21 protein-coding genes and 5 pseudogenes are annotated in these 26206 nt (G+C 58.0%); 15 read left to right on the top strand and 11 right to left on the bottom strand.

Annotated features, from left to right (window positions below):
• The 3 genes and pseudogenes from AOQ71_RS36465 to AOQ71_RS50575 form a co-directional block, all read right to left on the bottom strand.
• On the bottom strand, nucleotides 1-283 hold a 283-nt coding region (locus AOQ71_RS36465), incomplete at its 3' end, for a recombinase family protein (protein ID WP_057740871.1).
• Nucleotides 264-452: a hypothetical protein gene (locus tag AOQ71_RS36460; RefSeq protein ID WP_057740873.1), complete on the bottom strand. Its 189-nt coding sequence runs from the start codon at nucleotides 450-452 to the stop codon at nucleotides 264-266. The genes AOQ71_RS36465 and AOQ71_RS36460, both read right to left, overlap by 20 nt.
• 109 nt (nucleotides 453-561) lie before the next feature.
• Nucleotides 562-726, bottom strand: a pseudogene (locus AOQ71_RS50575) (DUF5372 family protein); the annotation flags it as partial.
• Nucleotides 727-758: 32 nt separating this feature from the next.
• On the opposite strand from AOQ71_RS50575, the pseudogene AOQ71_RS36455 reads away from it, so the two are divergent.
• A pseudogene (locus tag AOQ71_RS36455) lies at nucleotides 759-1265 on the top strand (ATP-binding protein); the annotation flags it as partial.
• 742 nt (nucleotides 1266-2007) lie between these two features.
• On the opposite strand, the gene AOQ71_RS50490 reads toward AOQ71_RS36455, so the two are convergent.
• From AOQ71_RS50490 to AOQ71_RS36440, 4 genes and pseudogenes are all read right to left on the bottom strand, one after another.
• Nucleotides 2008-2253: an aspartate racemase/maleate isomerase family protein gene (locus tag AOQ71_RS50490; RefSeq protein ID WP_162268455.1), complete on the bottom strand. Its 246-nt coding sequence runs from the start codon at nucleotides 2251-2253 to the stop codon at nucleotides 2008-2010.
• 19 nt (nucleotides 2254-2272) lie between these two features.
• Nucleotides 2273-2842, bottom strand: coding sequence for an anthranilate synthase component II (locus tag AOQ71_RS36450; protein ID WP_057757572.1), 570 nt, complete (start codon nucleotides 2840-2842; stop codon nucleotides 2273-2275).
• A pseudogene (gene pabB / locus AOQ71_RS36445) lies at nucleotides 2839-4223 on the bottom strand (aminodeoxychorismate synthase component I). Before pabB ends, AOQ71_RS36450 begins: the two are co-directional and overlap by 4 nt.
• Nucleotides 4224-4358: 135 nt before the next feature.
• Nucleotides 4359-4676 carry a Dabb family protein gene (locus tag AOQ71_RS36440; protein WP_057757569.1) on the bottom strand — a complete coding sequence of 106 codons (318 nt, stop codon included), beginning with the start codon at nucleotides 4674-4676 and terminating at the stop codon, nucleotides 4359-4361.
• Between the two features lie 693 nt (nucleotides 4677-5369).
• Here AOQ71_RS36440 and bioB point away from each other — a divergent pair.
• From bioB to panC, 7 genes and pseudogenes are all read left to right on the top strand, one after another.
• Nucleotides 5370-6407, top strand: a complete 1038-nt coding sequence (bioB, locus tag AOQ71_RS36435) for a biotin synthase BioB (protein ID WP_057757599.1) — start codon at nucleotides 5370-5372, stop codon at nucleotides 6405-6407.
• A gap of 3 nt (nucleotides 6408-6410) precedes the next feature.
• Nucleotides 6411-6764, top strand: a complete 354-nt coding sequence (panD, locus tag AOQ71_RS36430) for an aspartate 1-decarboxylase (protein WP_057757566.1) — start codon at nucleotides 6411-6413, stop codon at nucleotides 6762-6764.
• 79 nt (nucleotides 6765-6843) lie between these two features.
• Nucleotides 6844-7997 (top strand): annotated as a pseudogene (locus AOQ71_RS36425) (8-amino-7-oxononanoate synthase).
• Nucleotides 7994-8626: a dethiobiotin synthase gene (gene bioD / locus AOQ71_RS36420; RefSeq protein ID WP_057757563.1), complete on the top strand. Its 633-nt coding sequence runs from the start codon at nucleotides 7994-7996 to the stop codon at nucleotides 8624-8626. Before AOQ71_RS36425 ends, bioD begins: the two are co-directional and overlap by 4 nt.
• Nucleotides 8623-9888, top strand: coding sequence for an adenosylmethionine--8-amino-7-oxononanoate transaminase (locus tag AOQ71_RS36415; RefSeq protein WP_057757560.1), 1266 nt, complete (start codon nucleotides 8623-8625; stop codon nucleotides 9886-9888). Before bioD ends, AOQ71_RS36415 begins: the two co-directional genes overlap by 4 nt.
• Nucleotides 9889-10153: 265 nt before the next feature.
• A complete protein-coding gene (panB, locus tag AOQ71_RS36410) occupies nucleotides 10154-11029 on the top strand; it encodes a 3-methyl-2-oxobutanoate hydroxymethyltransferase (RefSeq protein WP_057757557.1) in 876 nt (291 codons plus the stop codon).
• Between the two features lie 7 nt (nucleotides 11030-11036).
• Nucleotides 11037-11891, top strand: coding sequence for a pantoate--beta-alanine ligase (gene panC, locus AOQ71_RS36405; RefSeq protein ID WP_057757554.1), 855 nt, complete (start codon nucleotides 11037-11039; stop codon nucleotides 11889-11891).
• A gap of 295 nt (nucleotides 11892-12186) precedes the next feature.
• Here panC and AOQ71_RS36400 read toward each other — a convergent pair.
• The 3 genes and pseudogenes from AOQ71_RS36400 to tnpB all read right to left on the bottom strand — a co-directional run.
• Nucleotides 12187-12417 (bottom strand): annotated as a pseudogene (locus tag AOQ71_RS36400) (ABC transporter permease subunit); the annotation flags it as partial.
• Between the two features lie 1365 nt (nucleotides 12418-13782).
• Nucleotides 13783-15468 (bottom strand): MFS transporter, encoded by a 1686-nt coding sequence (locus AOQ71_RS36395; RefSeq protein WP_057757550.1) that lies wholly within the window; start codon nucleotides 15466-15468, stop codon nucleotides 13783-13785.
• A gap of 1519 nt (nucleotides 15469-16987) precedes the next feature.
• A complete protein-coding gene (tnpB, locus tag AOQ71_RS50485) occupies nucleotides 16988-17119 on the bottom strand; it encodes an IS66 family insertion sequence element accessory protein TnpB (protein ID WP_157083786.1) in 132 nt (43 codons plus the stop codon).
• A gap of 638 nt (nucleotides 17120-17757) precedes the next feature.
• Between tnpB and AOQ71_RS36385 the strand changes: the two genes are divergently transcribed.
• The 7 genes from AOQ71_RS36385 (at nucleotide 17758) to AOQ71_RS36355 (ending at nucleotide 25283) form a co-directional block, all read left to right on the top strand.
• A complete protein-coding gene (locus tag AOQ71_RS36385) occupies nucleotides 17758-19197 on the top strand; it encodes an amidohydrolase family protein (protein WP_083514756.1) in 1440 nt (479 codons plus the stop codon).
• 298 nt (nucleotides 19198-19495) lie between these two features.
• Entirely contained in the window at nucleotides 19496-21013 is a 1518-nt protein-coding gene (locus AOQ71_RS50480; RefSeq protein ID WP_430648676.1) for an ABC transporter substrate-binding protein, read from the top strand.
• Nucleotides 21014-21026: 13 nt separating this feature from the next.
• Complete coding sequence (locus tag AOQ71_RS36375; RefSeq protein ID WP_057757542.1) at nucleotides 21027-21989, top strand: ABC transporter permease; 963 nt, start codon at nucleotides 21027-21029, stop codon at nucleotides 21987-21989.
• Nucleotides 21986-22852: an ABC transporter permease gene (locus AOQ71_RS36370; RefSeq protein WP_057757539.1), complete on the top strand. Its 867-nt coding sequence runs from the start codon at nucleotides 21986-21988 to the stop codon at nucleotides 22850-22852. Before AOQ71_RS36375 ends, AOQ71_RS36370 begins: the two co-directional genes overlap by 4 nt.
• Nucleotides 22852-23832, top strand: coding sequence for an ABC transporter ATP-binding protein (locus AOQ71_RS36365; RefSeq protein ID WP_057757537.1), 981 nt, complete (start codon nucleotides 22852-22854; stop codon nucleotides 23830-23832). The genes AOQ71_RS36370 and AOQ71_RS36365 overlap by 1 nt, the downstream gene beginning before the upstream one ends.
• A gap of 4 nt (nucleotides 23833-23836) precedes the next feature.
• Nucleotides 23837-24715, top strand: a complete 879-nt coding sequence (locus tag AOQ71_RS36360; RefSeq protein WP_083514755.1) for an ABC transporter ATP-binding protein — start codon at nucleotides 23837-23839, stop codon at nucleotides 24713-24715.
• A 208-nt stretch (nucleotides 24716-24923) separates the two neighbouring features.
• Nucleotides 24924-25283: a hypothetical protein gene (locus AOQ71_RS36355; RefSeq protein WP_157083784.1), complete on the top strand. Its 360-nt coding sequence runs from the start codon at nucleotides 24924-24926 to the stop codon at nucleotides 25281-25283.
• A gap of 209 nt (nucleotides 25284-25492) precedes the next feature.
• On the opposite strand, the gene AOQ71_RS36350 is transcribed toward AOQ71_RS36355, so the two are convergent.
• On the bottom strand, nucleotides 25493-25720 hold the full coding sequence (locus tag AOQ71_RS36350; RefSeq protein ID WP_057757531.1) for a hypothetical protein: 228 nt from the start codon (nucleotides 25718-25720) through the stop codon (nucleotides 25493-25495).
• Between the last annotated feature and the right edge of the window lie 486 nt (nucleotides 25721-26206).

Here is a 26206-nt window from a genome sequence, read left to right as displayed (position 1 = left end):
TGCGGGCCAGCCGAGAGGCCTCAATCGAGACCACAGCGCCAACTCGCCCTTCGCAAATGGCGGCGAGCAGCTTCTCGAACCCGGGACGCGCAGTGCCGCCACCAGAGCGACCGAGATCGTCGTCGATTACGACCACCTCGCTCCAGCCCAACTGCCGCGCACGATCGGCCAAGCCGTACTGGCGGCGCTGGCTCTCGCGGTTGTTGATAACCTGGTCGGCCGTCGACTGACGAATGTAGACGACGGCCTGGCGAGCAAGGTGCTCAGGCGTGATCTTGCTCACCGCTGTCCTCCCGGTTCACGTCGTGTGCCTCGACTGCGCTGTCGGTGAGCGCTTCGGTCAGAAGCTCCTTTAAGAGCTCCAGCATTTGCTGATGGGCTTCGATTGGAATGCTGCTGTATGTCGGAGGGCTCTCGAACAGATCCCCCTGACGACGTGATGCGTCCGCCATGACCGCCTCCTCGCGAATGGGACGATTCCCTGGAAGAGGAGGCTAAGACCGCGTCGACAAGAAGACGCGCCTCCAGTAGACGATCCACCGGAAGCCGCGGATCAGCTTTGAGATGGAAGGAAGCGGCGGCGGGAGCCGCCATCCATGCCGGCAGCAGCGTTAACGTGGCGTCAGGTTGTCTGATAACAAAATGCGTCTCACCCCCAAGCCGCTTGCAGGCGACAACGACGACTGATGCTCCGCATCGCGGATGGAACGGGTAAAGGATCTCCACCTCAGATCCCAGACACCCGGCATTATGACGCTGGTCCGCCGGGCGTCGGTAAGACGCACCTGTCGATCGCGCTCGGGCGAGAGGCGATCCTGGCCGGGTTCACTACCGCGACGACGCTGGTCGCTGGCCTCGCCAAGGCGCATGGCGAGCGGCGCCTGGACGACAAACTGCTCGCGCTGGCGAAGCCAAAGTTGCTGATCGTCGACGAACTCGGCTACCTGCCGCTGGAACCCGACGCGGCGCATCTGTTCTTCCAGTTGGTCAGCCGGCGCTACGAAACCGGCGCCATGCTGATCACATCGAACCGCAGCGTTGCCGAATGGGGCGCCGTGTTCGCCGATCCCGTGGTGGCGACTGCGATCCTCGACCGGCTCCTGCACCACAGCCACGTGCTGACGATCCGCGGCGACAGCTACCGGCTCCGCGCCAAGCGCAAGAGCGGCCTCATCAAACCGCCGACCGCCGGTGACGGCCCTCCGGTCGGCTCCGCCTCCCTCCGGCCCGTCACCGGCGGAAACAACCCTCAACCGAGATCATAATGCCGATGGTGGGGGCAGTTCTTCATAACGCAAAGGGGGGCAGTTCCGGATGGCGTTTGACAGGTTCACTCCTGGAGAATGCGCCAACTACGTCAAAGCTGCAGGATATGACCCGACTAAACAGGATCTGCTCTCGCTCTCCCATCTCCGGCTATGGTGCGAGTGCGTTGTCATCCTGGCGCACCGGCATCTACAACTACAATCGGATAAGCGCGAGGCTCCAGGCACGGCCGAACCGCAACCCAGAAGACCTCTCAGTGCGCGCTTCCACAGGCGATTGCCAAGTCGCATTTAGCCAGATGCTCTATAACTTTCGAATCGCTCATTACCCAGTCACGCCGCGACAAGTTTCCCGGAATCGATTTCCAATCGGCACCTATTCAGGTCGACGCAATTCTGACAACAGCTTGGTATGAAATTCGCTCATGAAGTCGTCGGAAAGCTGAGAATATCGCGCCTGCCAACAATTTCTCCTTTGACAGCAGCCCTGCGTCCTCGAGGCCGGACTCTAACTCCACGTGGAGGAAAAACTCTGTGGCAGGTCACGCATCTCATAGAGCCTACGCAGGACTTCTGCATATTTGCTTTCAGGATCGGCGGATTAGGGTCGAAGTGCCGTATAAGATCCAGCTTTGAATTTGCCGCAAGCGGGCAAAAAGATCGCGCTCAGAGCTTAGAAGATAACCAATGAGCCTTGAACGCGTAGAGAGGAACCGCATGGCGCCAGTGCACCTACTGGTGCCTATCTCGGTAAAGTTAGCAACTGCCCATAGCCTTCGATGGACCTGCTATACCCAGCCAAGCGGAGCGCATCCCAAGCCATCGCCTGACTACTGCTAATCACCGGGATACCAATTTCCCTTTCCAACTCTTCAATATACGGCACAATGCGCACGGCGGTGCAGGAAACGAAAAGTGCATCTGGTATACGGTCCCGGATGAGTTCCTTGGATGCCTTGAAGATCGCTTCACGACTTACCTCACCTATATCCGCGTCGGTCGATTTATCAAATTATATCCAAAAAGTTTGCAAACAGCATATGCCCTTCTTCGGTAAGGAATGATTCCGGGTGGAACTGCAGGCCGTAAGTTGGCTGGTTGCGATGGGCGAGGGCCATGATCTCACCTTCTTTCGAACGCGCCGTCACGATAAGATTTGCTGCGCACGACTCCTCGAACTCGACAACAAGGGAATGGTAGCGTCCCACGCGAAGCGGAGACTGAAGTTTACTGAACAGTCCGAGGCCGTCATGTGTCACATACGACGAGCGGCCGTGCATAGGACGGAGTGCACGTGCAACGCGTCCGCCGAAAACGCTTCCAATGCACTGGTGTCTGAGGCAAATGCCAAGAATTGGGACATGACCTGAAAGCTCGCGGACGACGGCCATCGACATCCCGGCTTCGCTGGGCGTGCGCGGGCCGGGGGAGATGACAACCGCGCGTGGCTTGAGGTCAGCTAGATCGCGCACAGTCGCAGCGTCGTTGCGGATTACCTGCGTTGCTTCACCAAGTCTTTGGAAATAGCGGGCAATGTTGAAGACGAAGGAGTCGTAATTATCGATGATGACAATCAAAATGCACCAGCGGATTGGGCGCGAAATGCGTCGAAGATTCCCTTAGCTTTAGCGAGGGTCTCCTCGTATTCAGCCTCTGGATCCGACATCGCCGTTATTCCGCTACCCGCATGAAAAACGGCCAGATCGCCATCGATCGTGACGGTACGGATGGCTATGTTCGTATCCATTCGCCCATTGAAGCCAATGAAGCCGATTGCCCCACACTAGACTTCGCGTGGCACGCGCTCAATGTGCGCAATAATTTCCATCGAGCGTATCTTGGGTGCCCCGGTGATTGAGCCACCAGGGAAGCAAGCCCGAAGTAAGGTGACAGCGTCCTGGTCTTCGGCAAGTTCTCCTTCAACGATGGACACGAGGTGGTGCACCGAGGCATAAGATTCGAGCTGGCAAAACGCCGGAACTTGCACCGACGGCGCAGTACAAACGCGCGAGAGATCATTACGCAAGAGATCGACGATCATAGTATTCTCGGCGCCGTCCTTTTCGGACGTCCTTAGAAGCTCGGCTCGGCATTCGTCTTCCTTCGGGTCACTCGACCGCGCAATCGTGCCCTTGATGGGTCGCGTTTCGACTTTTCGTCCGTCAAGTTTTAGAAAGCGTTCGGGCGAGCTCGACGCAATAGTTAGCTTGCCATAGCGCAGAAGAGCCGCAAAAGGTGCCGGGTTTGTGGAGCGCAACTTGTCATAGAAATCGATGGCGTCAAATGACATTGGGAGCTTGGTGCTGAAACGCTGCGCGATATTGGCCTGAAAGATGTCTCCGGCCAAAATCAATTCGATGACGTGCCGCACCGCGGTGGTGTAGTCCTCGCGGCTGAAGTTCGAGGTCCACGCACACGCAGTGTGGGTGGAGCCACTTCGCGTTGCCTCTGCCCTGCCAAGGAGATCCGCAAACTCATCGGCTCGCCGCCTTGCTCGCTCAATGCGGCGGGCTGCGTCCTGTTCCGGCCATCCCGTAGAAACGATCCAGCAGCTATCGTCATGATGGTCGTAGCTGATGACCACGTCATAGAAGTTCAAGATGGATTGGACCAAGCCCCCGCCGCAAGCCGCTGGCGGCGGCAAACTTTCGAGTGTCCTGTTCAGATCGTATCCTGCTACGCCTCCCTGGAAGGGCGGGAGATCGGGGCGATGCACTTGCGGATACTTGGCGAGAAGGGTGCGTAGAACACGCCACGGATCGCCGTCAAGAAGCTCTCCGTCGCAACTCGCCTGTCCGTCCGCAACGACGAGAGTGCTGAAAGGATCACTACTAAATAAGAGTAGCGCCCGATCTGTTTCTGCCTTAGCGCGCTGTCAAGAAACGTAAAATGCGGTCGATGTGCAAGGCGCCGCATCGCCGTGACTGGCTCTATTCCGTATAATCTGCGTAGGTGCATTGGCTGTCGGTCGCCGATATTGACATTGAGAGAGGGAACTCGGCTTCTGATCCCAAGCGGCGCAGCAACGCCCTCAGGCACTTCACTCCGCCGGCAGCTGAAGCCAAGCTGACCTCGCTACCGAAAATAAATTGCCTATCGGTGCCGTTCAGCCAACACCGCATCCGAAAATACATTGTAGTCGGCCGCGAAGCGTAGTTCGCGGAGCGGCCGCACCCGCCTGATCGATTCCTGGTATAGCTCATGCGCTTTATACGCGGCGAGCGCCGACTCATTCTCGAATTCAGCATAAACCACGACATCGACATCGTTGCCAATTTCGTCCGTCTTGCGATTGCGAGCAATCTCAAGCCGGTGTGCATGGGGAATTGTGGCGAGCACCGACAGGCCTGCGACGATTTGATCGATCCGGGCCTTATCCTTGGCAGTAAACAAGACAATATGACGAATCATGAATGGCGCTAGCTGTTCTCGCTGGTCGAATACATAACCTATCTGGGGATCGCGATCACCGCAACGGCAGCCGCCGCTTGCGACCGCTTCAGCGTAGCTCCTGCGTTCTGCACTCATTTGCACGGTAGGGCTCCAAGCCGTGTCCGGACCTGCACATTCAGGAGTTCTTCAGGGATCATCGCAAGTGAGCCACTCACGCGCTATTGAAACGGTTGGACGCAGTCCACCACGACACAGATCTCTCGGAAAGCACGCGCTCTAGCTCTCGTCGAGTTACTGGTACTCGATTTCGGGCTCAAGCAGCACTGACGACAGGCCATCTTGGGTCTGCACTGATCGATTATTGGAAGAGGTCGACGATCACAGTAGGCGCACCCCTCTGCCTCCTCGACTTTGACAGCGCAGCACCTGTCGGTCGCCGGCGTGGTTCCATTTCCTAGGTCGCTGATCGCAAGTGACCGGCTTAATCGCGGATTGTCGTTCTCGATGCGGTTTAATCTCAATCGATCATCACCCAGCGTGCTGCTCTAATGCGCCTCTGCGACGAAATTCTGCACAAAAGCGAACGAATTGGCGGTGAGAGACACGCATACCCCCTAAGCCGACGAATTTCTTCATAAGGACTCGGTAGGGTCTCGCGCGCTGTGTGGGGGAAAGCCCTGCGATTGTTTGCGGTGGGAAGGAAGCCCTGTGGTGATTGCTGCTGCTGCAGACAAAGGAAACGATAGCGGCAACGGAAGGGTGGTCCGGCGCGACTGGGCACGCGAGGAGGCCGAAGCGCTCTATAATCTGCCCTTTGCCGATCTAATCTTCCATGCGCAGAGCGTTCATCGCGCGAATTTCGACCAAAACCACATTGAAGCCGCGAGCCTGCTTAGCATCAAAACAGGCGGGTGCCCGGAAGATTGCGGTTACTGCTCCCAGAGTGCGCATTACGACACCGGCGTAAAGGCTTCACGCTTGATGGATCCTGCGGACGTGATCGCGGCAGCGCAGCGTGCCAAGCGCGCCGGCGCAACCCGCTTTTGCATGGCCGCAGCCTGGCGAAACCCCAAAGACCCCGACCTTGACCAAGTCTGCGACATGATCCGCGCAGTCAGAAATCTTGGTATGGAAACTTGCGTCACACTCGGCATGCTGACGGCGACGCAGGCCGCACGGCTTTCCGACGCTGGGCTCGACTTCTACAATCACAACGTCGATACCTCGCCAGACTTTTATCGCAAGATAATCACCACCCGCACCCTCCAGGACCGCGTCGATACACTTGCGCATGTCCGCGAGGTTGGTCTCAAGGTGTGTAGCGGAGGCATTATTGGAATGGGCGAGCGCCTCGAGGATCGCCTCTCGATGCTCGTTTTGCTTGCTAACCTTCCGAGCCATCCAGAAAGTGTGCCGATCAACCTCTGGAACGAGGTCAAGAGCGTACCGGTCAATGACACCGCGGAGCGTCCCGATCCGATCTCCATCGTGCGCCTGATCGCAACCGCTCGGATCATGATGCATAAGAGCGTGGTGCGATTGTCGGCTGGCCGCCAGTACATGAGCGACGAGCTGCAAGCGCTGTGCTTTTTGGCAGGTGCAAATTCAATTTTCATAGGAAATATGCTGCTAACCACCAAAAATCCGCAGCAGGAGCGCGACGAGGATCTGCTGAGGCGGCTCGGCATGACGTCCGCGCCCGCCCAAGTGAGACCGGATACCTCGTCGCGTGGACATGAGCTTAAGTAACAAATGCAGATTACTTTGATGAAAGGAAAAATCCATCGTGCCTCGGTAACCGAAGTCGATATGCACCACGAAGGGTCAATTTCGATCGATCAGGCGCTGTTGGACGCGGCAGGATTCCTGATCAATGAGCGTGTCGAGGTTTACAACATCGAAACAGGAGCGAGCTTCTCAACTTATGTCATCCAAGCGCCTATGGGATCGGGTACCATAGACTTGAATGGCGCCGCCGCCCGGCTCGTTCTGCCCGGAGACACAATTTCCATAGTTGCATATGCCGCGTTCGATGAGGCCGAAGCAAAACTGTTCAAGCCGCGCGTTGTAGTGGTCGGTCGAGATAACCGCATCTTATCAACTTGAAAGTTATCGCTCCATTTTCGAGTTGTCGTTCTGTCCTCCATCAAAAATCTTCCACGAATGCTCAGCCGGTGCGTGAACAATGAATTCGGCGCGTCCAACCCAAGTTCCTTATTACGTAGCGGCGCTGGATGACCTGAAAAAAGGTGACCAGCTGCGCGTCTTAAGGCCTGTGGCGGGCATCGATTTCACGTCAAACGATTATCTGGCGCTCGCGAGCGCGCCTCGTATGAAAGCGGCCCTCGCCGCCGCGATCGAGGCCGGAACGCCAATTGGCGCCGGCGGATCGCGGTTGTTGCGCGGAAATTGCGAGGAGCACGAGGCTCTCGAAGCAGAAGCTGCCAAATTCTTCGGCTCCGAGACCAACTCTTCTTCGGCGGGGGATATGTTGCCAATTTTTCCGTTCTGACGACGCTACCGCAGCGCGGCGATCTGCTTGTTCTCGACTCTCTCGTTCACGCGAGCATTCATGAAGGTGCACGGGCCGGCCGGGCCGACTTCCGGATAAGCGCCCACAACGACCCTCAATCGGTGGAAGACGCAATCCGTGACTGGCGAGATCAGGGAGGGACGGGGCGCGTTTGGATCGTCATCGAGACGATCTACAGCATGGATGGCGATTTCGCGCCTCTCGAAGATCTGGTGTCGATTGCGGTGCGGCATGATGCGTTTCTGATGGCTGACGAGGCGCACGCCACAGGCGTCTATGGGGAACACGGACGTGGGCTCACGGCTCCCTACGAAGGCCGGGCGAACCTGGTGGCGATTCATACCTGCGGCAAAGCCCTGGGGGCCGCTGGAGCGCTGGTTACCGCGTCCACCGCATTGCGCGACTTCATGATCAATCGCTGCCGTCCATTTATCTTCGCAACCGCACCGTCACCTTTAATGGCTATGGCTGTCCGAGAGGCACTGATCATTCTGCAGCAGGAGCCCGATCGCCAGCAGCGGCTGACTAGCCTCGTCGCTTTCGCGCATCGAGAGGCAGAGTTACGCGGCTTGCAAAGCTGTTCGAGGTCTCAAATCGTGCCTTATCTCGTCGGTGACAATGCTCGTGCGATGCAGCTCGCCTCCGCTATGCAGGCGCGTGGCTTTGACATTCGCGGAATTCGGCCGCCGACTGTGCCGGCGGGCACGGCGCGGCTGCGCATCTCATTGACGCTGAATGTCGAGGAAAGGGACGTGCGTTCGATGCTCGATTCCCTTGTTGAGGAGACGAGGTACTTGTGCCGATGAGCCAGCGGATCGTGGTGACGGGAACCGATACCGGTGTCGGAAAGACTGTTTTTTGTGCAGGTCTTTCCGCTCTCCTTGGAGCCAATTATTGGAAGCCGATCCAGGCGGGCCTCGAAGCAGAAACCGATGCAGCGGTGGTTGCCCGCCTGGGTGCTCTTTCAGTCGATCGCATCGTGCCGGAGCGTTACCGGCTTCGCACGCCCGCTTCACCCCATCATTCCGCCGAACTTGATGGCGTTCGCATTGACGTGGAGTCGCTCGACGTGCCCGATACGGGAGGGCGCCCTCTTATAGTCGAAGCTGCCGGTGGGTTGATGGTCCCGTTGTGTGGACGAACGCTTTATATCGATATTTTCGAGCGGTGGCAGCTCCCAGTGGTGCTTTGCGCAAGCACAGCGCTTGGCACGATCAATCATTCGCTCCTGTCCATAGAGGCTCTACGAAAGCGTCAGATCAGCATTCTCGGAATTGCATTTAGTGGCGAGAGAAATGCCGCGACTGAGAGCGCAATTTGCGAAATCGGACGGGTGCGCTGGTTAGGGCGATTGCCTCGCCTTTCGCCCCTCACAGCGCACGCTCTTCAGGCTGCATTCAAGACTGCATTTGCGGGCATTGACTTCAGGCCATGATGGGGACGAAGGCCTCAAGGATTTGGCATCCGTTCACCCAACACGCGCTTCAAGGCGTGATGACAAGAATTGTGCATGGTGACGGCGCTTATCTCCACACGGAGGATGGACGGCGCATTATCGATGCAATCTCATCGTGGTGGGTCGTGACCCATGGGCATTGTCATCCGGATATAACGAGCGCCATCCGGGAACAGGCAGGCAAGCTCAATCAAATCATCTTTGCGGGCTATACCCATGATCCAGCGGAGGAATGTGCTGCCGAACTCTTGAAGGTCGCACCGCCCGGGCTCGACTACGTATTTTTCTCTGACAGCGGATCGACAAGCGTGGAAGTGGCGCTGAAAATGGCGCTCGGCTACTGGAAAAATAAAGGGTGCCCGCGCACACGCATTGTGGTGATGCAAAATTCCTACCACGGCGACACGATCGGTACGATGTCGGTTGGCGCGCGAGGGGTGTTCAATGCGGCGTACACCCCTCTGTTGTTCGACGTTGCCTCTGTTCCATTTCCTGCCAGAGGTCGTGAACAGGCGACGCTCGATGCCCTCGAAGTTACCTGCCGGAACGACCACCCGGCCGCTTTCATCGTGGAGCCTCTGGTGTTGGGGGCGGGCGGGATGCTAATGTACCCAGCCTGGGTGCTGCGAGAGATGAAGCGGATCTGCGAGGCCTCGGACGTTCTGTTCATTGCAGACGAGGTGATGACAGGGTGGGGGCGCACCGGAACGTTATTTGCTTGCGAGCAGGCAAAGATCGTCCCTGACATCGGCTGCTATTCGAAAGGCCTCACAGGAGGGGCGCTTCCACTCGCGACAACACTCTGTCGCGCGGACATTTTCGACGCCCACTACTCGACGGATCGGTCGCGTACGTTCTTTCATTCGAGCTCATACACAGCCAATCCAATCGCTTGCGCGGCAGCAAAGGCCAATCTACATCTTTGGCGAAATCCGGACACGCGCAAGCGCGTCACATCGCTCGCGGCCATGCAAGAGCAGGCAGTTGAGTCATTCCGGGCCGACCCGCGGTTTGAGAACGTCCGGCGGACCGGCACGATTGCAGCACTCGATCTGAAGACAAGCGAAGCTGGCTATCTGGCAAACATCGGCCCGAAGCTTCAGACGTTCTTCAATGATCGAAATCTGTTGCTGCGGCCGCTTGGCAACACGATCTACGTGATGCCACCCTATTGCGTCACGGCTGCAGATCTCGATGAAGTCTACATCGCTATCAGGGATGCTGCAGATGCGCTGGCTTAGGAAACGATACTCTTCACAACTGCAAATAAGACTCAGATTTTCGCGATTGTCATGCTGCCCGAAATCTTGATGAGCGAAACCATGGAACGAAGCTGTGCGGGCCACATGCCGGCGCGATGGGACCTCATGATCGCCCATCGTGGGGCGCGTCAGTGTGCCCATGTCGTCTGCGAGGGACAGCTGTGTTCTCCTCATTGCCGTGTCTTCTTGGCAATGGGAAGCGGCGAGCCCCGCGGCGGGTAAAGTCGATATGTCGAGATCTTAGATGAGCCACATTCCTGCGATGCTTGTTGAACGCGTCACTGTTCCAATGCTGCAGCGTTGGAAGGAGGAGGGGCGGCGTATCGCCATGACCACGGCTTACGACGCGGTCATGGCGCGTATCGCTGACCCCATAGTTGATGTCATCCTTGTTGGCGATAGCGTTGGTAATGTCTGCCTTGGATTCGGCAATACGCTGCCCGTTAGCATGGCGATGATGAATCATCACCTTGAAGCCGTTGCGCGCGCGAAGCCTCGCGCCTTGCTTGTGGCCGACATGCCGTTTCTCAGCTTTCATCTTAGTGCTGAGGATACGATTCGCAACGCTGGGGGCTTCCTTCAGCGTGGGGCCGACGCTGTGAAGCTTGAGGGTGGCGCTAAGCGTATCGAAGTCATTCGCGCTCTGGTCGATTGCGAGATTCCGGTCATGGGCCATCTCGGCTTGACGCCACAGAGTGTCAGTGTCATGGGCGGGTTCAAGGTGCAGGGCCGGAAAGCCGATGATGCATTACGCCTGCTGGATGAAGCCCACCTTCTCCAGGAGGCCGGATGCTTCGCGCTCGTCTTGGAAGGCATTCCGGCGGAACTTGCCGCGCGAGCGACGGCGTCGCTGAGGGTCCCAACCATTGGAATCGGTGCCGGCGCGGGATGCTCGGGGCAGGTTCTCGTCTTCCACGATGTATTGGGGTTGACGGAAGGGCCTCGACCCAAATTCGTTCGCGCGTATTTGGACGGTTTTCAACTACTTCAGGAGGCACTCTCGCGCTGGGCTAGCGACGTGCGGGAAGGTACATTTCCGCAACCACAACAGTCGTATCGTGTCCCAGAAGGCCTGAGCGACGCAATTGCAAACTGGGTCCCCTCCAATTCGATCCGGTGAGTCAGATATGCAAACAGTCACGACCGTCGCGGCGCTCCGTGATGCACTCGCAGAAGCACGAAAATTCAATAGATCCGTCGGGTTCGTCCCGACGATGGGATTCTTACACGAGGGCCATCTTAGCCTTGTAGAAGCGAGCCGTACGCGATGCGACGTCACGGTCGTGAGTATCTTCGTCAACCCAACTCAGTTTGGTCCAAAAGAAGATCACAATATCTATCCGCGCGACTTTCCGCGGGATGAAAAGCTCTGCCGTGATGCCGGCGTCGATATCGTCTTTGCACCGGATGCAGACGAGGTCTATCCGCCTGGTTTTGAGAGTTTTGTTGAAGCGGTCGAACTGGAGAAGCCACTCTGCGGAGCGCTCAGACCTGGCCACTTCCGAGGCGTCGCAACGGTCGTCTGCAAACTCTTCAATATGGTGCAGCCGCACATCGCATTTTTTGGACAGAAAGATCTTCAGCAATGCGCGGTCGTGCGTCGTATGACGCTTGATCTCAATCTCCCAATCGAGATCGTGGCCATGCCAACCGTTCGGGAGCAGGATGGACTCGCCATGAGCAGCCGCAACCGCTATCTCAGCCCCGGAGAACGCTGGCGAGCTCTTGCGATCAGCCGCGGCTTGTTCGCGGCGGAGGCGGAATTTCGGGCAGGTGAACGCAGGGTCGAAAAGCTCTCGGCAATTGCCAGCCGGCATTTTGAGAATGTCGATCGGCTGCAGTACGCCGAATTCGTGGATGCCGGCACGCTCAGGCCGGCTACAAGCCCCCTAAGCCGTCCCGCGGCCTTTTGTGTCGCAGCCTATGTTGGGTCGACACGGCTCATTGACAACGTGATCATGAGCCCGGATGTGGGCGCGTGACACGGGTGATAGGCCGGCGCTCGCCTCGACCACAAGCAGTATGAGGTTCGTAACCGGTTGCAATGCTCATGCTGGTTTTTGTCGGGTGACAGCGGATATTGGATGTCCGCTCGCACTCGCGCAAGTTGGGGCGAATGGCCCAACGGCTCGCGGCCGAATGATCGTCATGTTCAGAGCAGCCATGAGTCCAGATCTGACAACGAGGAGAATGAAACCCATGGCAGCACCAAATGGCCAATTCGATGTTGACAGGATCTGATCGTATATAAAGCCTCCAACCATTTGGGGCACGAGGTCAACCAACGAGCCGCGGCGTCACGAAAGCAGAAACGGCCATTACGAACATCAGAGACAATCCTGCGAGTATTCCTGGTGTTGAAAGTGGAATGATAACCTTTATGAATGTTCGCGCGCGGTTTGCGCGCAGACTCGCCGAGGCCTGTTCGAGAACGGGATCGATTTGCATGACCACGTTCATCACCGAAAGGATCATGAACAACAACAACTGCTGAATTAGAACAATGACAACCGCAGTTCGGTTGAAGAGAGGCTGCTACGGGCTGGATAAGACCCCTAGCCCCATAAGGATGCTATTGACGAGTCCCCAACAAGCCGAACCGGTATGCCGGACGAGGCGCCGCGCTCAGAATCTTCGTCTTTCGTCATGACCGAGTGCCTTCCAAGCTCGTGTCACCATCTATTGGGGGAGTGAGTCTGACGAGGTTGCAATCGTCAACAAGGGGATGCGACCCGCGCGCAGGGCTTCTTGCAACAATAGCCGATATGAACGCGGACAAATTGACTAGCGCTGCTGATTGCGTGGCGGAAGTCGCATGCGTCCCGACGAATTCCAACGCAATACGCAGTACGATCCAATAGATCGGGCGTCTCTGCGAAAAAAGGCCGTGCGAGGATTCGCACGGCCAAGTGAGGGAGGAAACGCCCCAAAAGAGGCGACTGAGGAGTATCGAAGTGTGAATCTATGGATCACCCACCGACCACTCCAAGGCTTGCGCTGACTGGTCAGACCGCGCAAGTCGCGCATTTGAGTACCCACTATTCCACGCCGATTGTCTGCGATTTCGAGGCATATGTCGCATGTTTTGTGCGCCAAGGATGCGTGCCTCGCAGCGTTTAGTTGGATGCGCGATCCGTCGTCGTCGAACTGGAATGCGGATCAGCGGTCTGTCGATCGAAGCAGCAAACGACATTTGCGCGATTGCAGGAGCTTTCGTGCAAGTGTTCAGCGTGTTGAAATCAATCTAAACTAGGCAGCCGCTTTCGCGGCGCAAACTGCGCAAGCGACTCTTTGAGATTAGCGAACAAGTTGGCGGCATTCAGGTTGTGACGACTGAAGCGGTCGGGGAGATTGCGGAAACAGGGACTATCATTGGTCGTATCTCGGAGATTGCCGCGAGTGTTGTTACCTCTATCGGCAGGCAGAAGACGAGGAGCGGAAGATCGCGTTCAATTTGCAGGAAGCGGGCGTCACGCTGCATGATTAGCATCCTAGTTAGCGCATTCCCGAGCCCGCGCCGGGGCGCTATCGTTCTGTCTTCTTGTGTCGCCGGCGTCGGTGTCTGAGCTTCGTTAAGTCGTCCCTGTAGAGGATCGGATGCTAGCGGCGGATCCCGATCGAGCGTCGAAGTTATCAATCCCCGGTAACTTGCCCTCTGTTTCGAGAGTTCGCATTTCCAAGAAGATCAACTCTAGTACACCAGAGAAACCCAAAGAGATAATAGCGGCCTCTGCCCTTGGGCTCGGTTTCCGAGCCTTTCATGGTGCGGAGAGTCGTTCAGCGCAGCGAAAAAGACCGCAGCCCACGCCATCATGTTGCCGACAGGCGGATTGCCAAGGCTGCCACTCACTGCCTTTATTCAATAGGTCCCGGCTAATGGCCCCTGCCGGGGATATTCTCATGGAGCAGGACGGCATTCTCTGAATGGCCGGGATTATCATCCCTCCAGCGCACCGAGCCAAACGGACGCTCCAGCATGCGGCGAACCAGTACAGGCTCGGAGCCGATGTGAAACGCTGCCGCCGCTTGCTCCAGCGCGCGCTCCGAATGCGTTGCTCGATTACGCTGACGGAGGTAGTCGAACCACGTCGGGCAGTGATAGCGCTCCGTCCAGGATTCCGGATCGGCAATGTCACGCGCGAGCGACCATCCATAAGCGCCGTTGCGCTGGCGGAACGGTTGCACCGCTTGCATGGCATTATGAAACGCTCGCGCATTCTCTTGCGCAACCCGATATTCGATCTCGACTACCAACGGGCCGCTTCGGCCGGCCAACTCCAGCTGCACGTCGGGATCTTCGAGAGGCTCGGCTTCTTCACCACGCGCGCCTATACGCGGCATGGGCAACCAGAGCCCTAATAGCGGCGAAAGCAGCATCAGGGCGCCCGATGCCAGGAGCGCAGTTTCGACACCAGCAGCGTCAGCCAGGTTGCCCCACCCCCAACTGCCAATGGCAATGCCGCCTGATCCTGCCGCCTGATAAGCCGCCAGCGAGCGTCCGGCAACCCACCGGGGCGCCGACAACTGCACGCCGACGTTAAAGAGCACCCATGCCATCATCCACACGGCCCCCGCCAGCACCAGCGCGGCCGCGGTCAAGACTAGGCTGCGACTCAGAGCCACGGCGAGAAGGCTGCCACCCATCGACAGCGCGCAGGCGCGAATAGCTGGCTCGCCACTCAAGCGCTTACGCATTTCGGGTATGTAGAGCGCGCCGATGACTGCGCCGAGGCCAAAGGCGCTTAGCAGAACGCCGTAAGTCTGCGCGCCACCATGGAGGAGATCTTGCGCAACTATCGGCATCAGGGCGATGATTGAGCCTCCGACTAAGCCGGTCACCATGGACCGGACCAAGACGATCTTGATCGAAGGAGAATTCGTGATGTATCGAACGCCGGACACAATGGCACGACTGAACTGTTCACGCGGCAGCCGCGAAGGCTGCGTGACGCGTTTCCAGAACAACAGCGCGAGCATCAGCGGTAGATACAGAAGCGCGTTTATCGCGAATGCAGCGACTGCACCAGCGGTGGCAACGACGATACCGCCAATCGCTGGGCCGACGCTGCGCGCGATGTTGTAGCTGATGCCGTTCAGGGCGACAGCGGCAGGAAGTGCGTCGGGCGGCACTTGCTCACTTATCGAAGATTGCCAAGTCGGATCCATCAGCGCCACGCCGGTGCCTACGACAAAGCAAAACGCCAGCAAGAGGACCGGCGTGACCATATCGAGCCATGCAAACGCTGTCAGCGCGCTGGCGCCAGTGAGTGCAATTCCAAGTGAAATGAGCGACACGATTCGGCGATCATGCATGTCTGCGATCGCACCGGCTGGCATCGCGATCAGCATTACCGGAATCGTCAGTGCGGTCTGAACAAGCGCGACCATGTCTGCCGAAGACGTCATTTGCGTCATCGCCCAGGCAGCCCCAACGCTCCGAATCAATGCGCCCGTGTTCGAGAAAAGGCCTGCCAGCCAAACGCGACGAAAGGTGACGTGGCGGAGCGGCGCGGTGATACCATCGCCACGAAACGTCTCTGGCTTACGTGGATGGATCATATCAGTCCCTGTCGTGCCTGCCCAAACTGAGAAGTCCGGACGCCAGTAGGACGCACGATGAGGCGCAGTTCCTGGCGAGGATCAGGTATTGCCTTCCCCGTGCATAAGTGGACGTCGTTCTGAAAAGAGGCGCTGGCGATCGCACGATAGTGGGACATTATAAGCCACGGTTGCTCAGCGTTTGAGCCCGTCAATTTAGCTGGGAAGATGGATTATTCACCGAAATGACGCTCGCATCGTTCTTTCAAGAGCGCTGGACTCTCCGCAATCCCAGATTACTGCAGTAGTCGTGCAGAAAGTTCGCGTAATAGTGTGATAGGGCGACGAAAAAGCGCGTGCAAAAAGGTCCATCCTAGGAAGCGCTGCATGAATCGCGCGACGAGTCGCAAAGGGCTAGCGTCATCGTCTCAAGCGATGGCGTCGTATGGCAATCTCTGCTAAAGCCGCGTGCTCGCTAGCTAGCCGCGGGCGGGTTCTTCGTGCGCTTTCAGTGACGCACGGAGCAAGAGGTGAAACTCTTGGCCATTCAAAATCGAGCGGAAGCCCAGGAAGGCGAATAGAACCCAGAAATATGGGCGAGCGAGCCGACCTGAAAACATCTTGGAGTTCCTCGCCCTCAATTCATTCGAACTGGAGACCGTGCCATCCTATGCTATAATTTTTCCAGAGCGTGGGGAATCTCCGATGTCGGACGCCACTACCACCTCACTTCTGCGAGCGGTCCTCGAAGAGGTCTGCGAAAACGTTTCTCCGGCCGCTAGCGGCGTACGCGCACATGTTGCCTCGAAGATTCTGGAGGCCGCGAGCAGTGGTGAGAGGACGCGCGAGCGTCTCAAACAGATTGGCGTCGATGCACTTCGCCAGGCGCCAAGCATGTGGCGGTAGGCGATAGAATGAAGTTGTCGGGCGGGTGAATTTCCAGCTCACGGTCTTGAAGATTCTGGTGGGCTATCCGGATGGGTTCGCGCCCATGGCGGAACTCAGCATTGCCAAATGGCGGCCGCGGTCGAGACTGGGCCGAGCCCACCAAGAGCTTGAGCACCCGCGTTTCGAACCTGGACATTTTTCTCAGAAGCTTATCAAGCGCGTGAGCGGAGGGAGGGTGGCGCATCACAGAAAGGGGCGGGCACTACGGAAGACTCCCGAGTGACGAGTTGCTCGGCGATTTGCCGAAGGCAATGATTTGAACGCCCTCTCGGACAATGGCTACCCAGGTTGCGACGGCGGATAGAAATCAAGGCGGGCGGTCTTGCTATCACCTCGATAGAGCTGAGCGTCTGCATCGCTACACGCAGCTTCTCGTTCTCGGCGTCAAGCGGGGGCACTATCTCGGTCAGAGCTGACGGATCGGTCGGGGGAGCGTCGGCGCGAATCGTCATGACTAGACGACACATCCGAGCGCCACAGGCTCCAGCAAAATCCCCACCTCTCAGCCGACAACGGCCGGCTGCTTCACAGGCTTGGGTGAGACACCCGTCCACTTGAGCAACGTTAACCAGCATCGCGAGCTCCGTCGCACTCAGATGCAAACGCCGTCGCGGATCGGCGGCCAGGTGAAGCGTCGCCCGTGCAACCACTTCGTCACTAGCCATATGCTGCTGCCGTCCCACGACAGGAGCTTCACTGTGCCCATGCGCTTGCTGCGCGCCACCCGGAGATGCTCGCGCCTTCCTCAAAGCTCTCCGCCACGATCTGACTCCTTGCCCGTCCACCGTCGCCGCTCCCGAATGATCACCTCGACGCGACGATAGAAGTCGCCTTCCTGTCTGGCATCAAGCATGGCATTTGGTCGCTCAACCTCCACCGATCAGTTCATGCCGAGTTGTATTGCAAGCAACCCACAGGATCGCGAGTTAGATGCCTAATGCGGTTACTCGACCAATTTTAAGCGTCGCCGGAATAGCTCTACGGTCGAATCTGTCCTGCTAAAGTGTGGGCATAGCAAGCTGAAGTTGGCCTGGATAAGGCGACGCTAACAAACCTAATGATGAAATTCTGCAAGAAGCGGCGGGCGATTGCAGAAAATCAGCCGGCGACCTGCAAGACAGATGAAAATACAACGTGAGAAGTTGTTATTAGAAGCAGCGCGCTCAGAACCTGGACTGCGAGTTGACATGACATCCGCACTTCGGAGCGGGATGCATTGCGACGGCAAGTCAGGTTGTTGCCGGTGCATGGGGCGAAAAGTGACCGGCGAAAGGGGTGTTACGAAGCCTGATACGAACTGCTCAACGACCTCTTCAGCTCTTTCGTTCGCTCGATCCCTTACGAGAAAGCGTAGTTGACGCAATGATCGGCACTAACGAAAACGTCCCGCGTGCAACGAGCTCGACCGCGGCGGCCGCCGTAAAAGCTTCGCCGGCTGTTTCGGGTCGGCTGAGACATCTGCCCATGTTCCTCAATCGGCAGGACCCGGAATTCGCGAAAATTTTTGAGGTGGTAGATGCGCTGCCCCTCGATGACACGCATTGTCATCTCGTTACCGATCGCGACGCCATCACCTCCACAAAGAGATTCCTGGAGCGCATCTCGCTGGCAGGGTATCCGTTTCCCAAATACTTTCCCGAAGGAGTATATCATCGGTGGCTAAACGGAGACGAAGCCACCAAGTACGAACTCAACAGGAAATACGACATCCAAGCGAAAGTTGATGGAATGACGTATCACCTGTCGCAGAGTATCTTTATCAAGTTCTTGACCAAGGAATTGGCGCAGTTTCTCGATTGCGAACCCGTTCTTGATGAAGTGATCGAGGCAAGGAACGACAAAGGGCGAGATTACTGGTCCTACATCAACAGTCTGTTTCGAGACGTCAAATACGAAAATATCATGCTCGATACTGGCTACAACGAAAGCGCCGGAGGTCCGGCCATCGATGCCTTCGAGCAGGCCATTCTGCCTTGCCGAACACATCGTATCGCGCGAATAGAGCAAATTCAGGCTGAATTCTTCAACCTCGATATCTCGTTCGACGAATTCGAAGAGCGCTTCATCGCCCGGCTGATTGAGAATATGGACGGGACGGGCAATTACGGGAAGAGGTCCGTCGGGATGAAATCCTACCTCCTGCCGTATGTCGGCCTGATACGGCCGCTCTATGATCGCAAGCCTGCTGCTGACTCTTGGAGAGCATTGAGGAAATCGTACTCAGAGATTTCGAAAATGGAAAGAGAGGCCGCTTTCAATATTACCAAGGATCTTCGCAGGTACACGTTCACGCTTGCCCTCGAGGAATGTCTCAAGCGAGATATGCCGATGCAGATCCATACCGGCGATGGGGAGGCGCCTGAGGTAATTCTGCGCAATCAAGATCCGTTCTACCTCGAGGAGGTCGTCCGCTTCGACAAAGACAACATGATGCGGATGCCTAAAATCATTCCGTTGCACGCCGGTTATCCCTCGGTCGGCAAGGCTGCCTGGTTGAGCCATCTGTATCCAAATTGCTATTTCGAACTGTCAATCATGACGCCGCATGTCCATCAGAGTCTCTACACAAGATACAAGCAAGTTCTTGAGGCAGTGCCGATTTCCAAGATTCTGTTCGCCAGCGACAACTATCACGTTCCCGAACTATTCTGGCTCGCGGGGCGCTGGGGGAAGCGGTATCTGTCGAAGGCCCTAACCGATTACGTGATCGGAGGAAGCCTCACCTTCGAGGAGGCTATCGAAGCGGCCCGCATGATCCTGCATAAGAACAATCGCATTCTTTACAATTTGAGTAACGTTTGAACGAAGGGTCCTGCCGGGGTCTCAATCGCCGGCTGAAACCTCAACCTAGCTTGCCTGAGGGGATCAGCGGCGATTGCGATTTGCTCCCGAACAGGCATCGCGTCGCTGGTGAATATCCGCAATAATCACACAGGGGATGAACGTGAAGATGTTCAATGAACGGAAGAGTGCAAATCTCCGAAACTCGCTAATCGCGTTGGCGGCTTGCGCCNCCGCCGCTCTGCTATCGGGCGCTTCATTTGCGCAAGACGAAGCCTCCGGGGTGCTGCGCGTCGGCGTTCGTCAGGAGCCCGACTCGATGAATCCTCACATCTATCAGTTTGCTATTGCCGGCGAGATTATGGGAACGTTCTACGAGGCGCTCGTCGGCAAGGACCTGAATGGCAAGCCGACAAATACCGCCTTGGCCGAGAGCTGGGTTGCCTCCGACGACGGGCTCACCTGGACTGTGAAATTGAAGCCCCAGCTGAAATGGGCTGATGGCTCGCGGCTGACCGCCGCCGACGTGGTGGCGTCCTGGAAGTTTCTGATGGGTTCTAAGGCCGCGGGCGTCGCTCTCAACTCAACTGCAATCGTCGACGGGGTCGTGAAATCGATCTCCGCGATTGATGATAACACGATCCAGATCGCCACGGCATATCCGACCCAAAGCATTCTAAACCGTATCGCGATTCTTCCGCAGAAGGTGTGGGGGAATATTGGGTATGACAAGGTCACCGACTTTCAGAACCCGGCGCCGATAGTGGGCAGCGGTCCGTTTACGCTGACTAACTGGACACGGGGCCAGTCGGTCACATTGGAACGCAATCCCTACTACCGCGGCCCGGGACCGTTCTTGAAGGAAGTGCGCCTTCTTCACTTTTCCAATCCGGATGCTGCCGTGCAGGCCCTGCGCAGCGGCGAAATTGACTACATGACAGATGTTCCGATCAACCAAGTGAAGGCGTTGGGCGAAGTGCCGAACATCGTCGCAAAGCCGTTCCAGAGCTACCGGACCGTGTATCTTGGCTTCAACACCTCGACGGGCAAGGGTGCCGGATCTACTCCGGCTCTGGCCGATCCGGCGTTCCGTGATGCTTTGAGCTACGCTGTCGACAAGCAGGCACTTGTCGCCCGCGTGCTACAGGGCTACGGCACGCCCGCGACGAGCATGCTGGTCCCAGCGTATGGCGCGCTCTATCCCGACATCTCTGACATTGTTCATCCGTTCGATCTTGCTCTCGCCAAGAAAAAACTGGCTGCCGCCGGTTACGTTGACAGCAACGGCAATGGGTTGATTGAGGACAAGCAAGGCCACGACATTCATCTGCGTCTGTACATTCCCGACGTCGAAACTACCTATCCGGCCATCGCGCAGTTCCTGACAGCCTGGTTCCGGCAAGTCGGCGTGGAAATCACCACTACGGTTGTGAGCGAAGCCTCCCTGTTGTCCAATGTGGCGGATCCTGCCAAGGGCGGCGGCAACTACGACATGCTTATCTGGTTCTGGGAAGCCGCCGAGCCCACGTTCCCGCTGAGCGTGTTTCAGACTAGCCAGATCGGCGGCTTGAACTGGAGCTTCTGGTCTGACCCGAAGTATGATCGGATGTATGAGGACCTCCGGCGGACACTCTCGGTTGAAAAGAGTGCAGAGATCGCTGAGAAGATGGTGCGCAAGCTTTATACTGAAGGGCCCTACATCGCGCTGTATTATCCTGCGACTCTGCACGCCTACCGGACTGACCGGATTTCTGGATGGCCTGACAGCCCGGTGCCGCCACTGATGACGGGTATTTTTCCCAATCCGACCGTCACCAAGCTCAAGGTCAAGCAGTAAGAAAGCAGCAGGGATGTTTCTCTTACGAAAACTGGCAAGCGCCATACTGACCATCTTTGTCATTTCGGCGCTTGGCTTCTTCATCTTCAGGGCAATGCCCGGAGACCCCGAGCGGATGTTGATCGGCGCCGCGCAGGGCATTACTCCGGAGCTGCTTGCACAGATCCGGGCCCGTTGGGGCCTGGACGCCCCATTGTTTCCCGATCAGTTCTTATCCTATATCTTGTCACTCGCGCGCGGCGACTTCGGCTATAGTTTCAAGTTCCGCGGCGAGACCGTGTTGGGCGTGATCGGGCCTCGTATGATGCCGACGCTGCTATTCGTTGGCACCGCGCAAGTGATCGCCATGGTGGTCGGTCTCTGGATCGGGTCGCGCGCGGGTTGGCGGCAAGGATCGATATTGGACCGCTTCGGCAGTTCGCTTGCCCTCGCTGCCTACGGTATGCCGACTTTCTGGCTGGGTATGCTTTTGTTGATTGTCTTCGCCGCTTGGCTCTCATGGTTTCCAGTGACGGGCCTAGCCAATATCGAGCAGACTAACAACTTTCAGCAGTGGCTCGGGATCGCTTGGCGCAGCGTCCTGCCCATCGCGACCTTGGCGATCGCGCAGACCGGGCAGTACGTCTTGCTGATGCGCGCTGCGGTGGTAGAGGTCTCCAAGGAGGATTTTGTCACCACGGCGCGCGCGAAGGGGATCGGCAGCAACGCCGTTCTCCGGCGCCACGTGACACCCAACGCCCGGCTGCCGATAGTGACGCTGATCTCGCTGAACGTCGGCTTCATCCTCGCCGGTGCGATCACCGTTGAGACGGTCTTCTCCTGGCCAGGTCTTGGACTTCTGACGGTTGAGGCCATGCGAGCACGAGACTACCCAGTGATGCAGGCCTTATTCCTGATCTTTGCAGTGTCCATCGTCTTGGCCAATTTGGTAGCGGATTTGCTTTACGCGCGGCTCGATCCAAGGGTGTCGCGATGATCTGCCTGATGGAACTTGGCCTCGGCCGGATCATCGCAGCGCTTGTGCTCGGCGCGGTGATAGTGGCGGCCTTGGTCCCCACTGCGTTGGTGGGGCCGCTTGAAAACATCGTGACGGCAACAGGCGCACCGATGTCGCCTCCTTCGGCAGCTCATTGGCTCGGCACCGATGAAGTTGGGCGCGACGTTCTGAACCTGACGGTGCACTCGGCGCGAATCACCATGCTGGTCGCCCTGTTTGCCAGCTCGCTCAGTATGGCCCTCGGAACCGCCTTCGGCGTGATCGCAGGCTATGCGCGCGGCACCACTGATGCCTTGATGATGCGGGTTGCAGATTTCTTCCTGGTTTTGCCCGCCTTCGTTCTGGCCCTAGTGCTTGCGCCCCTGGCAATCGAAATGGGGGGCGCCCAAGGGACCATCATGGGGCTGCGCCCGACGCTTATGGTTACGGTCATCGTAATCGGCATCACCAGCTGGGCCGGGACGGCGCGCATCGTGCGCAGCCAGACGTTGTCGTTGCGCAGCCGTCCCTTCGTTGATCGCGCGCGGGTGATTGGCGCCTCGCACGGCCGGATCATCTGTCGTCACATCCTGCCGAACCTCATCTCACTGATCGTCGCCAATACAATCCTCACGATTGTCGCAGCCATCTGGATCGAAACCGCCTTGTCCTTTGTCGGTTTGGGCGATCCGTTCCAGCCGTCTTGGGGAACGATGCTGTTCTACGCCCAGCAGGCCGGGTCCGCCGGTGCCGGCGCTTGGTGGTACGTCGTCACCCCCGGTTTCGCGATCGTACTGGTGGTTGTTTCCCTTTATTCGCTGAGCCACGCCGGCCCGGTGGCGCGAAGAAGGAAGACTACCTGATGCGTGCGACAACCGATCAAGCCGCGCCCTTCCTGGAAGTCAGCGGCCTCACGGTGAAGCTGCGCGCCTTGCCGCATGCGGCTCCCGTCGTGGATGATCTCAATCTGGCCCTGTGCAGCGGCGAGTCGCTTGGCATTGCGGGGGAATCCGGATGCGGCAAGAGTACCGCGGCGCTAGGGCTGATGCGGCTGCTGAACCCCGCGCTCGAACTGGCGAGCGGCTCGGTGCGGATCTGCGGCGAGGAGGTGCTGGACCTCGATGAAGGGGCCTTCGACAAGGTGCGTTGGCGCCGGGTGGCCTACGTGTTCCAGGGAGCGATGAACGCTCTCAACCCGGTGATCACAGTGGGCGACCAGATCCTCGAGGCGGTTCGCCGCGATCGGACTGTCAGCCCGGCTCGGGCGCGAGATCGTGTACGGGAGCTTCTGGAAAGCGTGGGCATCGACGGCAGTCGTGCTTCAGCCTATCCGCATCAATTCTCGGGTGGAATGCGGCAGCGCGCGATGATCGCGATGGCGCTGGCAGCGGATCCGCAGATCATCATTGCGGACGAGCCGACAACCGCCCTCGACGTCGTGGTGCAGGGCGAGATCCTCGACCTGCTGATCCGACTCCAGCAGGAGCGAGGCCTGACGACAATCATGATCAGCCACAACCTCGCCGCGCTCGCGATTACCTGCGACCAGGTGGCCATCATGTATGCCGGGCGCATCATCGAGTTCGGCGCCGTAGAAGAGGTGCTGAGCCACCCGAGCCATCCCTATACCAAGGCGCTGGTGATGGCCACGCCCAGGACTGACCAAGATTTCCGGCGGATCGAACCGATCCCAGGCGCACCGCCGCGACCAGACGAGCCGCGTTGCGGCTGCGCGTTCTCTCCGCGCTGTCCATACGCCCGTGACATCTGTCGGATCGATCAGCCCCAGTTGCGCAGGTACGGCGGCGCCTCCGTGGCCTGTCACCTCGTGGGTGAGCTGTAAGCCCATGACTCCTTTGATTGAATTCCACGATGTCTCCGTGCACTTTCCGGTGCCACGCGGCCTATCGGACTGGCTTCTTCGGCGGCCGCATGCAGAAATCCGTGCAATGGACCGTGTCAATCTCTCCGTCGAACGGGGCGAGATCCACGCGATCGTTGGCGAGTCTGGCTCCGGCAAATCCACATTAGCCCGGGTCGCCACGAGGCTTCAGATGCCCACTCAAGGGCGAATCCTGATGAACGGCGAGGATGTGACGTTCTTGCGCTCTCGCGCCGAGATGCGCGCTTACCGGAAGCGGGTCCAGATGATCTTCCAAGATCCCTTCTCGGCAATCAATCCTTCGCAGACAATCTTTGACCATGTCGCCGAGCCACTCATCGTCAACGGGATGAATAGTGACGCGCAGAAACTGGCTCAGAAAGTGCTCGGTACCCTTGCATCGGTGGGCCTGCGTCCGGCTGAGATATTTGCACGGCGCTTTCCGAACGAGCTGTCCGGAGGCCAGCGGCAAAGGGCAGTCATCGCGGGCGCCCTAGTGCTGGAGCCCGAATTGGTGATCGCCGACGAGCCTGTCAGCATGCTCGACGTCTCAGTGAGTGCAGAGATCATCAAGCTGATGCTGGAACTTCGAGCGTCGCGTGGACTAGCCTATATCTTTGTTACGCATGACCTTCACCTAGCGGCGGCCATTGCCGACCGCGTGTCGGTCATGCGCGGAGGGCGCATTATCGAAGCCGGCTTGCCGACCGAAGTCCTGAAAAGACCGCGAGAAGACTACACACGGCAGCTTCTTGCCTCAGCGCCAACACTCGACGAGGCCCTGGAACGAAGGTTGAGCAGGAAATTGAAGACTAGCGAATCGAACCAACCGATGCTGACTTAATTCCGAAGTCTGAGATGGTTCTTTCACGGGGCCGGAAGGCTTCAGAATCCGGCATTCAACTCCGCGTTATCCCATACACTGTGGCCAGTGGTAGCTTCCAGAGCCGCGATTGAAGGTACCCAGTCAATCTCGTCTGTCGAGTGGCATCCACTTCGCTTCAGAAATGCCACGGACGCGTAGCGTATGAAGATATCAAGAGCGGTCATGAGTGTCTGATCTTGAGTTTCAGGATGTGAGCGGGTTGATTGGAACGGGCGACAGAGGCGCTAATGATTTGGTGTTCGCCTCGCGCCGAAACCTGAGCTTCGCAGCTGCTGACTTCTTCGGCCTGACGTCTCCCCGCTCATCCATCACCGCGCTCGGCGATCTCCCGGATAGCTTGCGCCTTCGGCCAGAGGGTGGACCAGGGCGTGAGGCCGGTCTGCGGGCCTTTAAACTTGAGTTTGGCCAATCTGACGCGTCCATGCGAACAGGCGTGGAAGACAACGGCAAGGCGTTGCGGAACTACCTTTGGTTGGCAACTCATCTACCGAAAATGACAGCTCTGACGACGTCCGCCAGCTTCTGATTGGTGGCGAATTTCTGCGGTTCTAGATTTGAAGCCACTCCATCCACTTCGACGATCGGCAATACGGCCTGCGAAACCATCCGGCCAGGTTCATTGGCGCGTGACTGGCAAGAAGCCGACGACTGGGTACGATTTTGGATCCAAACCGAAGCTGTCGTCGTCCTAACGACGAGCGAATTGGTCGCCTGCAAACTGGCCGCCGCGCGATATCATGCAACTTGTGCGCAATTGCGTTGGATCTTCTGCTCGACCAAGAGCGTCACGTTGGAGAGCGGCACTTTCCACGCGGCCCCGCCGAGGCGCTGGTCGTAGTCGCACATGCGCGAACTTGCGGCGACCGTAAACGTGTGGCGTGAGCGGGGGACCCATCGCTGTTCGCGCGCGGCGACAAGGCCGCCGACCTTGATGCGCTCACCTTCGGCGACATGAAAGGGCATCCGACGCTTCGACGGGGCCCTGTTTGACACCTACGCCGTGCTGCTGGATCGTGGGCGCATCGTAGAAGCTGCTACATCGGCGCGCTCGAGCCGCACCTGCCGTGCGCCTGCCAATCCGTAACGAAGTCGCACGCGCGTACGCTCATGCGGGCGCTCGTGCTCGATGACGCCAAGACGATTTCGCACTGCCTGCTCGAGCTGCGCGGCACGGCGCTGGACGATACCGCGCTGCGCCCGGTGATGGACATCCAGACGGGTCGCGCCTACACCGATGAGCAATCCAGTGTCTGGGCTCTTCGTGCGCCTGCAGCTGGCGGTCGCGGCTCGCGCCGCAGGCAAGAGCCATTCTGGAGCGTCTACAGAATCTCTCAAAGCCATCTCGGACCCATATCGCGATCGAGAATGACTCTCCACTGGCCCAGCTCGCCACGATGACCTGACGTCTGGCAGAGAGCTGCAAGAATGTGAGGAACTTGTTTTTGAAGG

The organism is Bradyrhizobium manausense (genome assembly GCF_001440035.1).
Taxonomy (GTDB): Bacteria; Pseudomonadota; Alphaproteobacteria; order Rhizobiales; family Xanthobacteraceae; genus Bradyrhizobium; species Bradyrhizobium manausense.
Note: the sequence above shows the minus strand (reverse complement) of the source record. Positions and strands in the feature narration are given on the sequence as shown.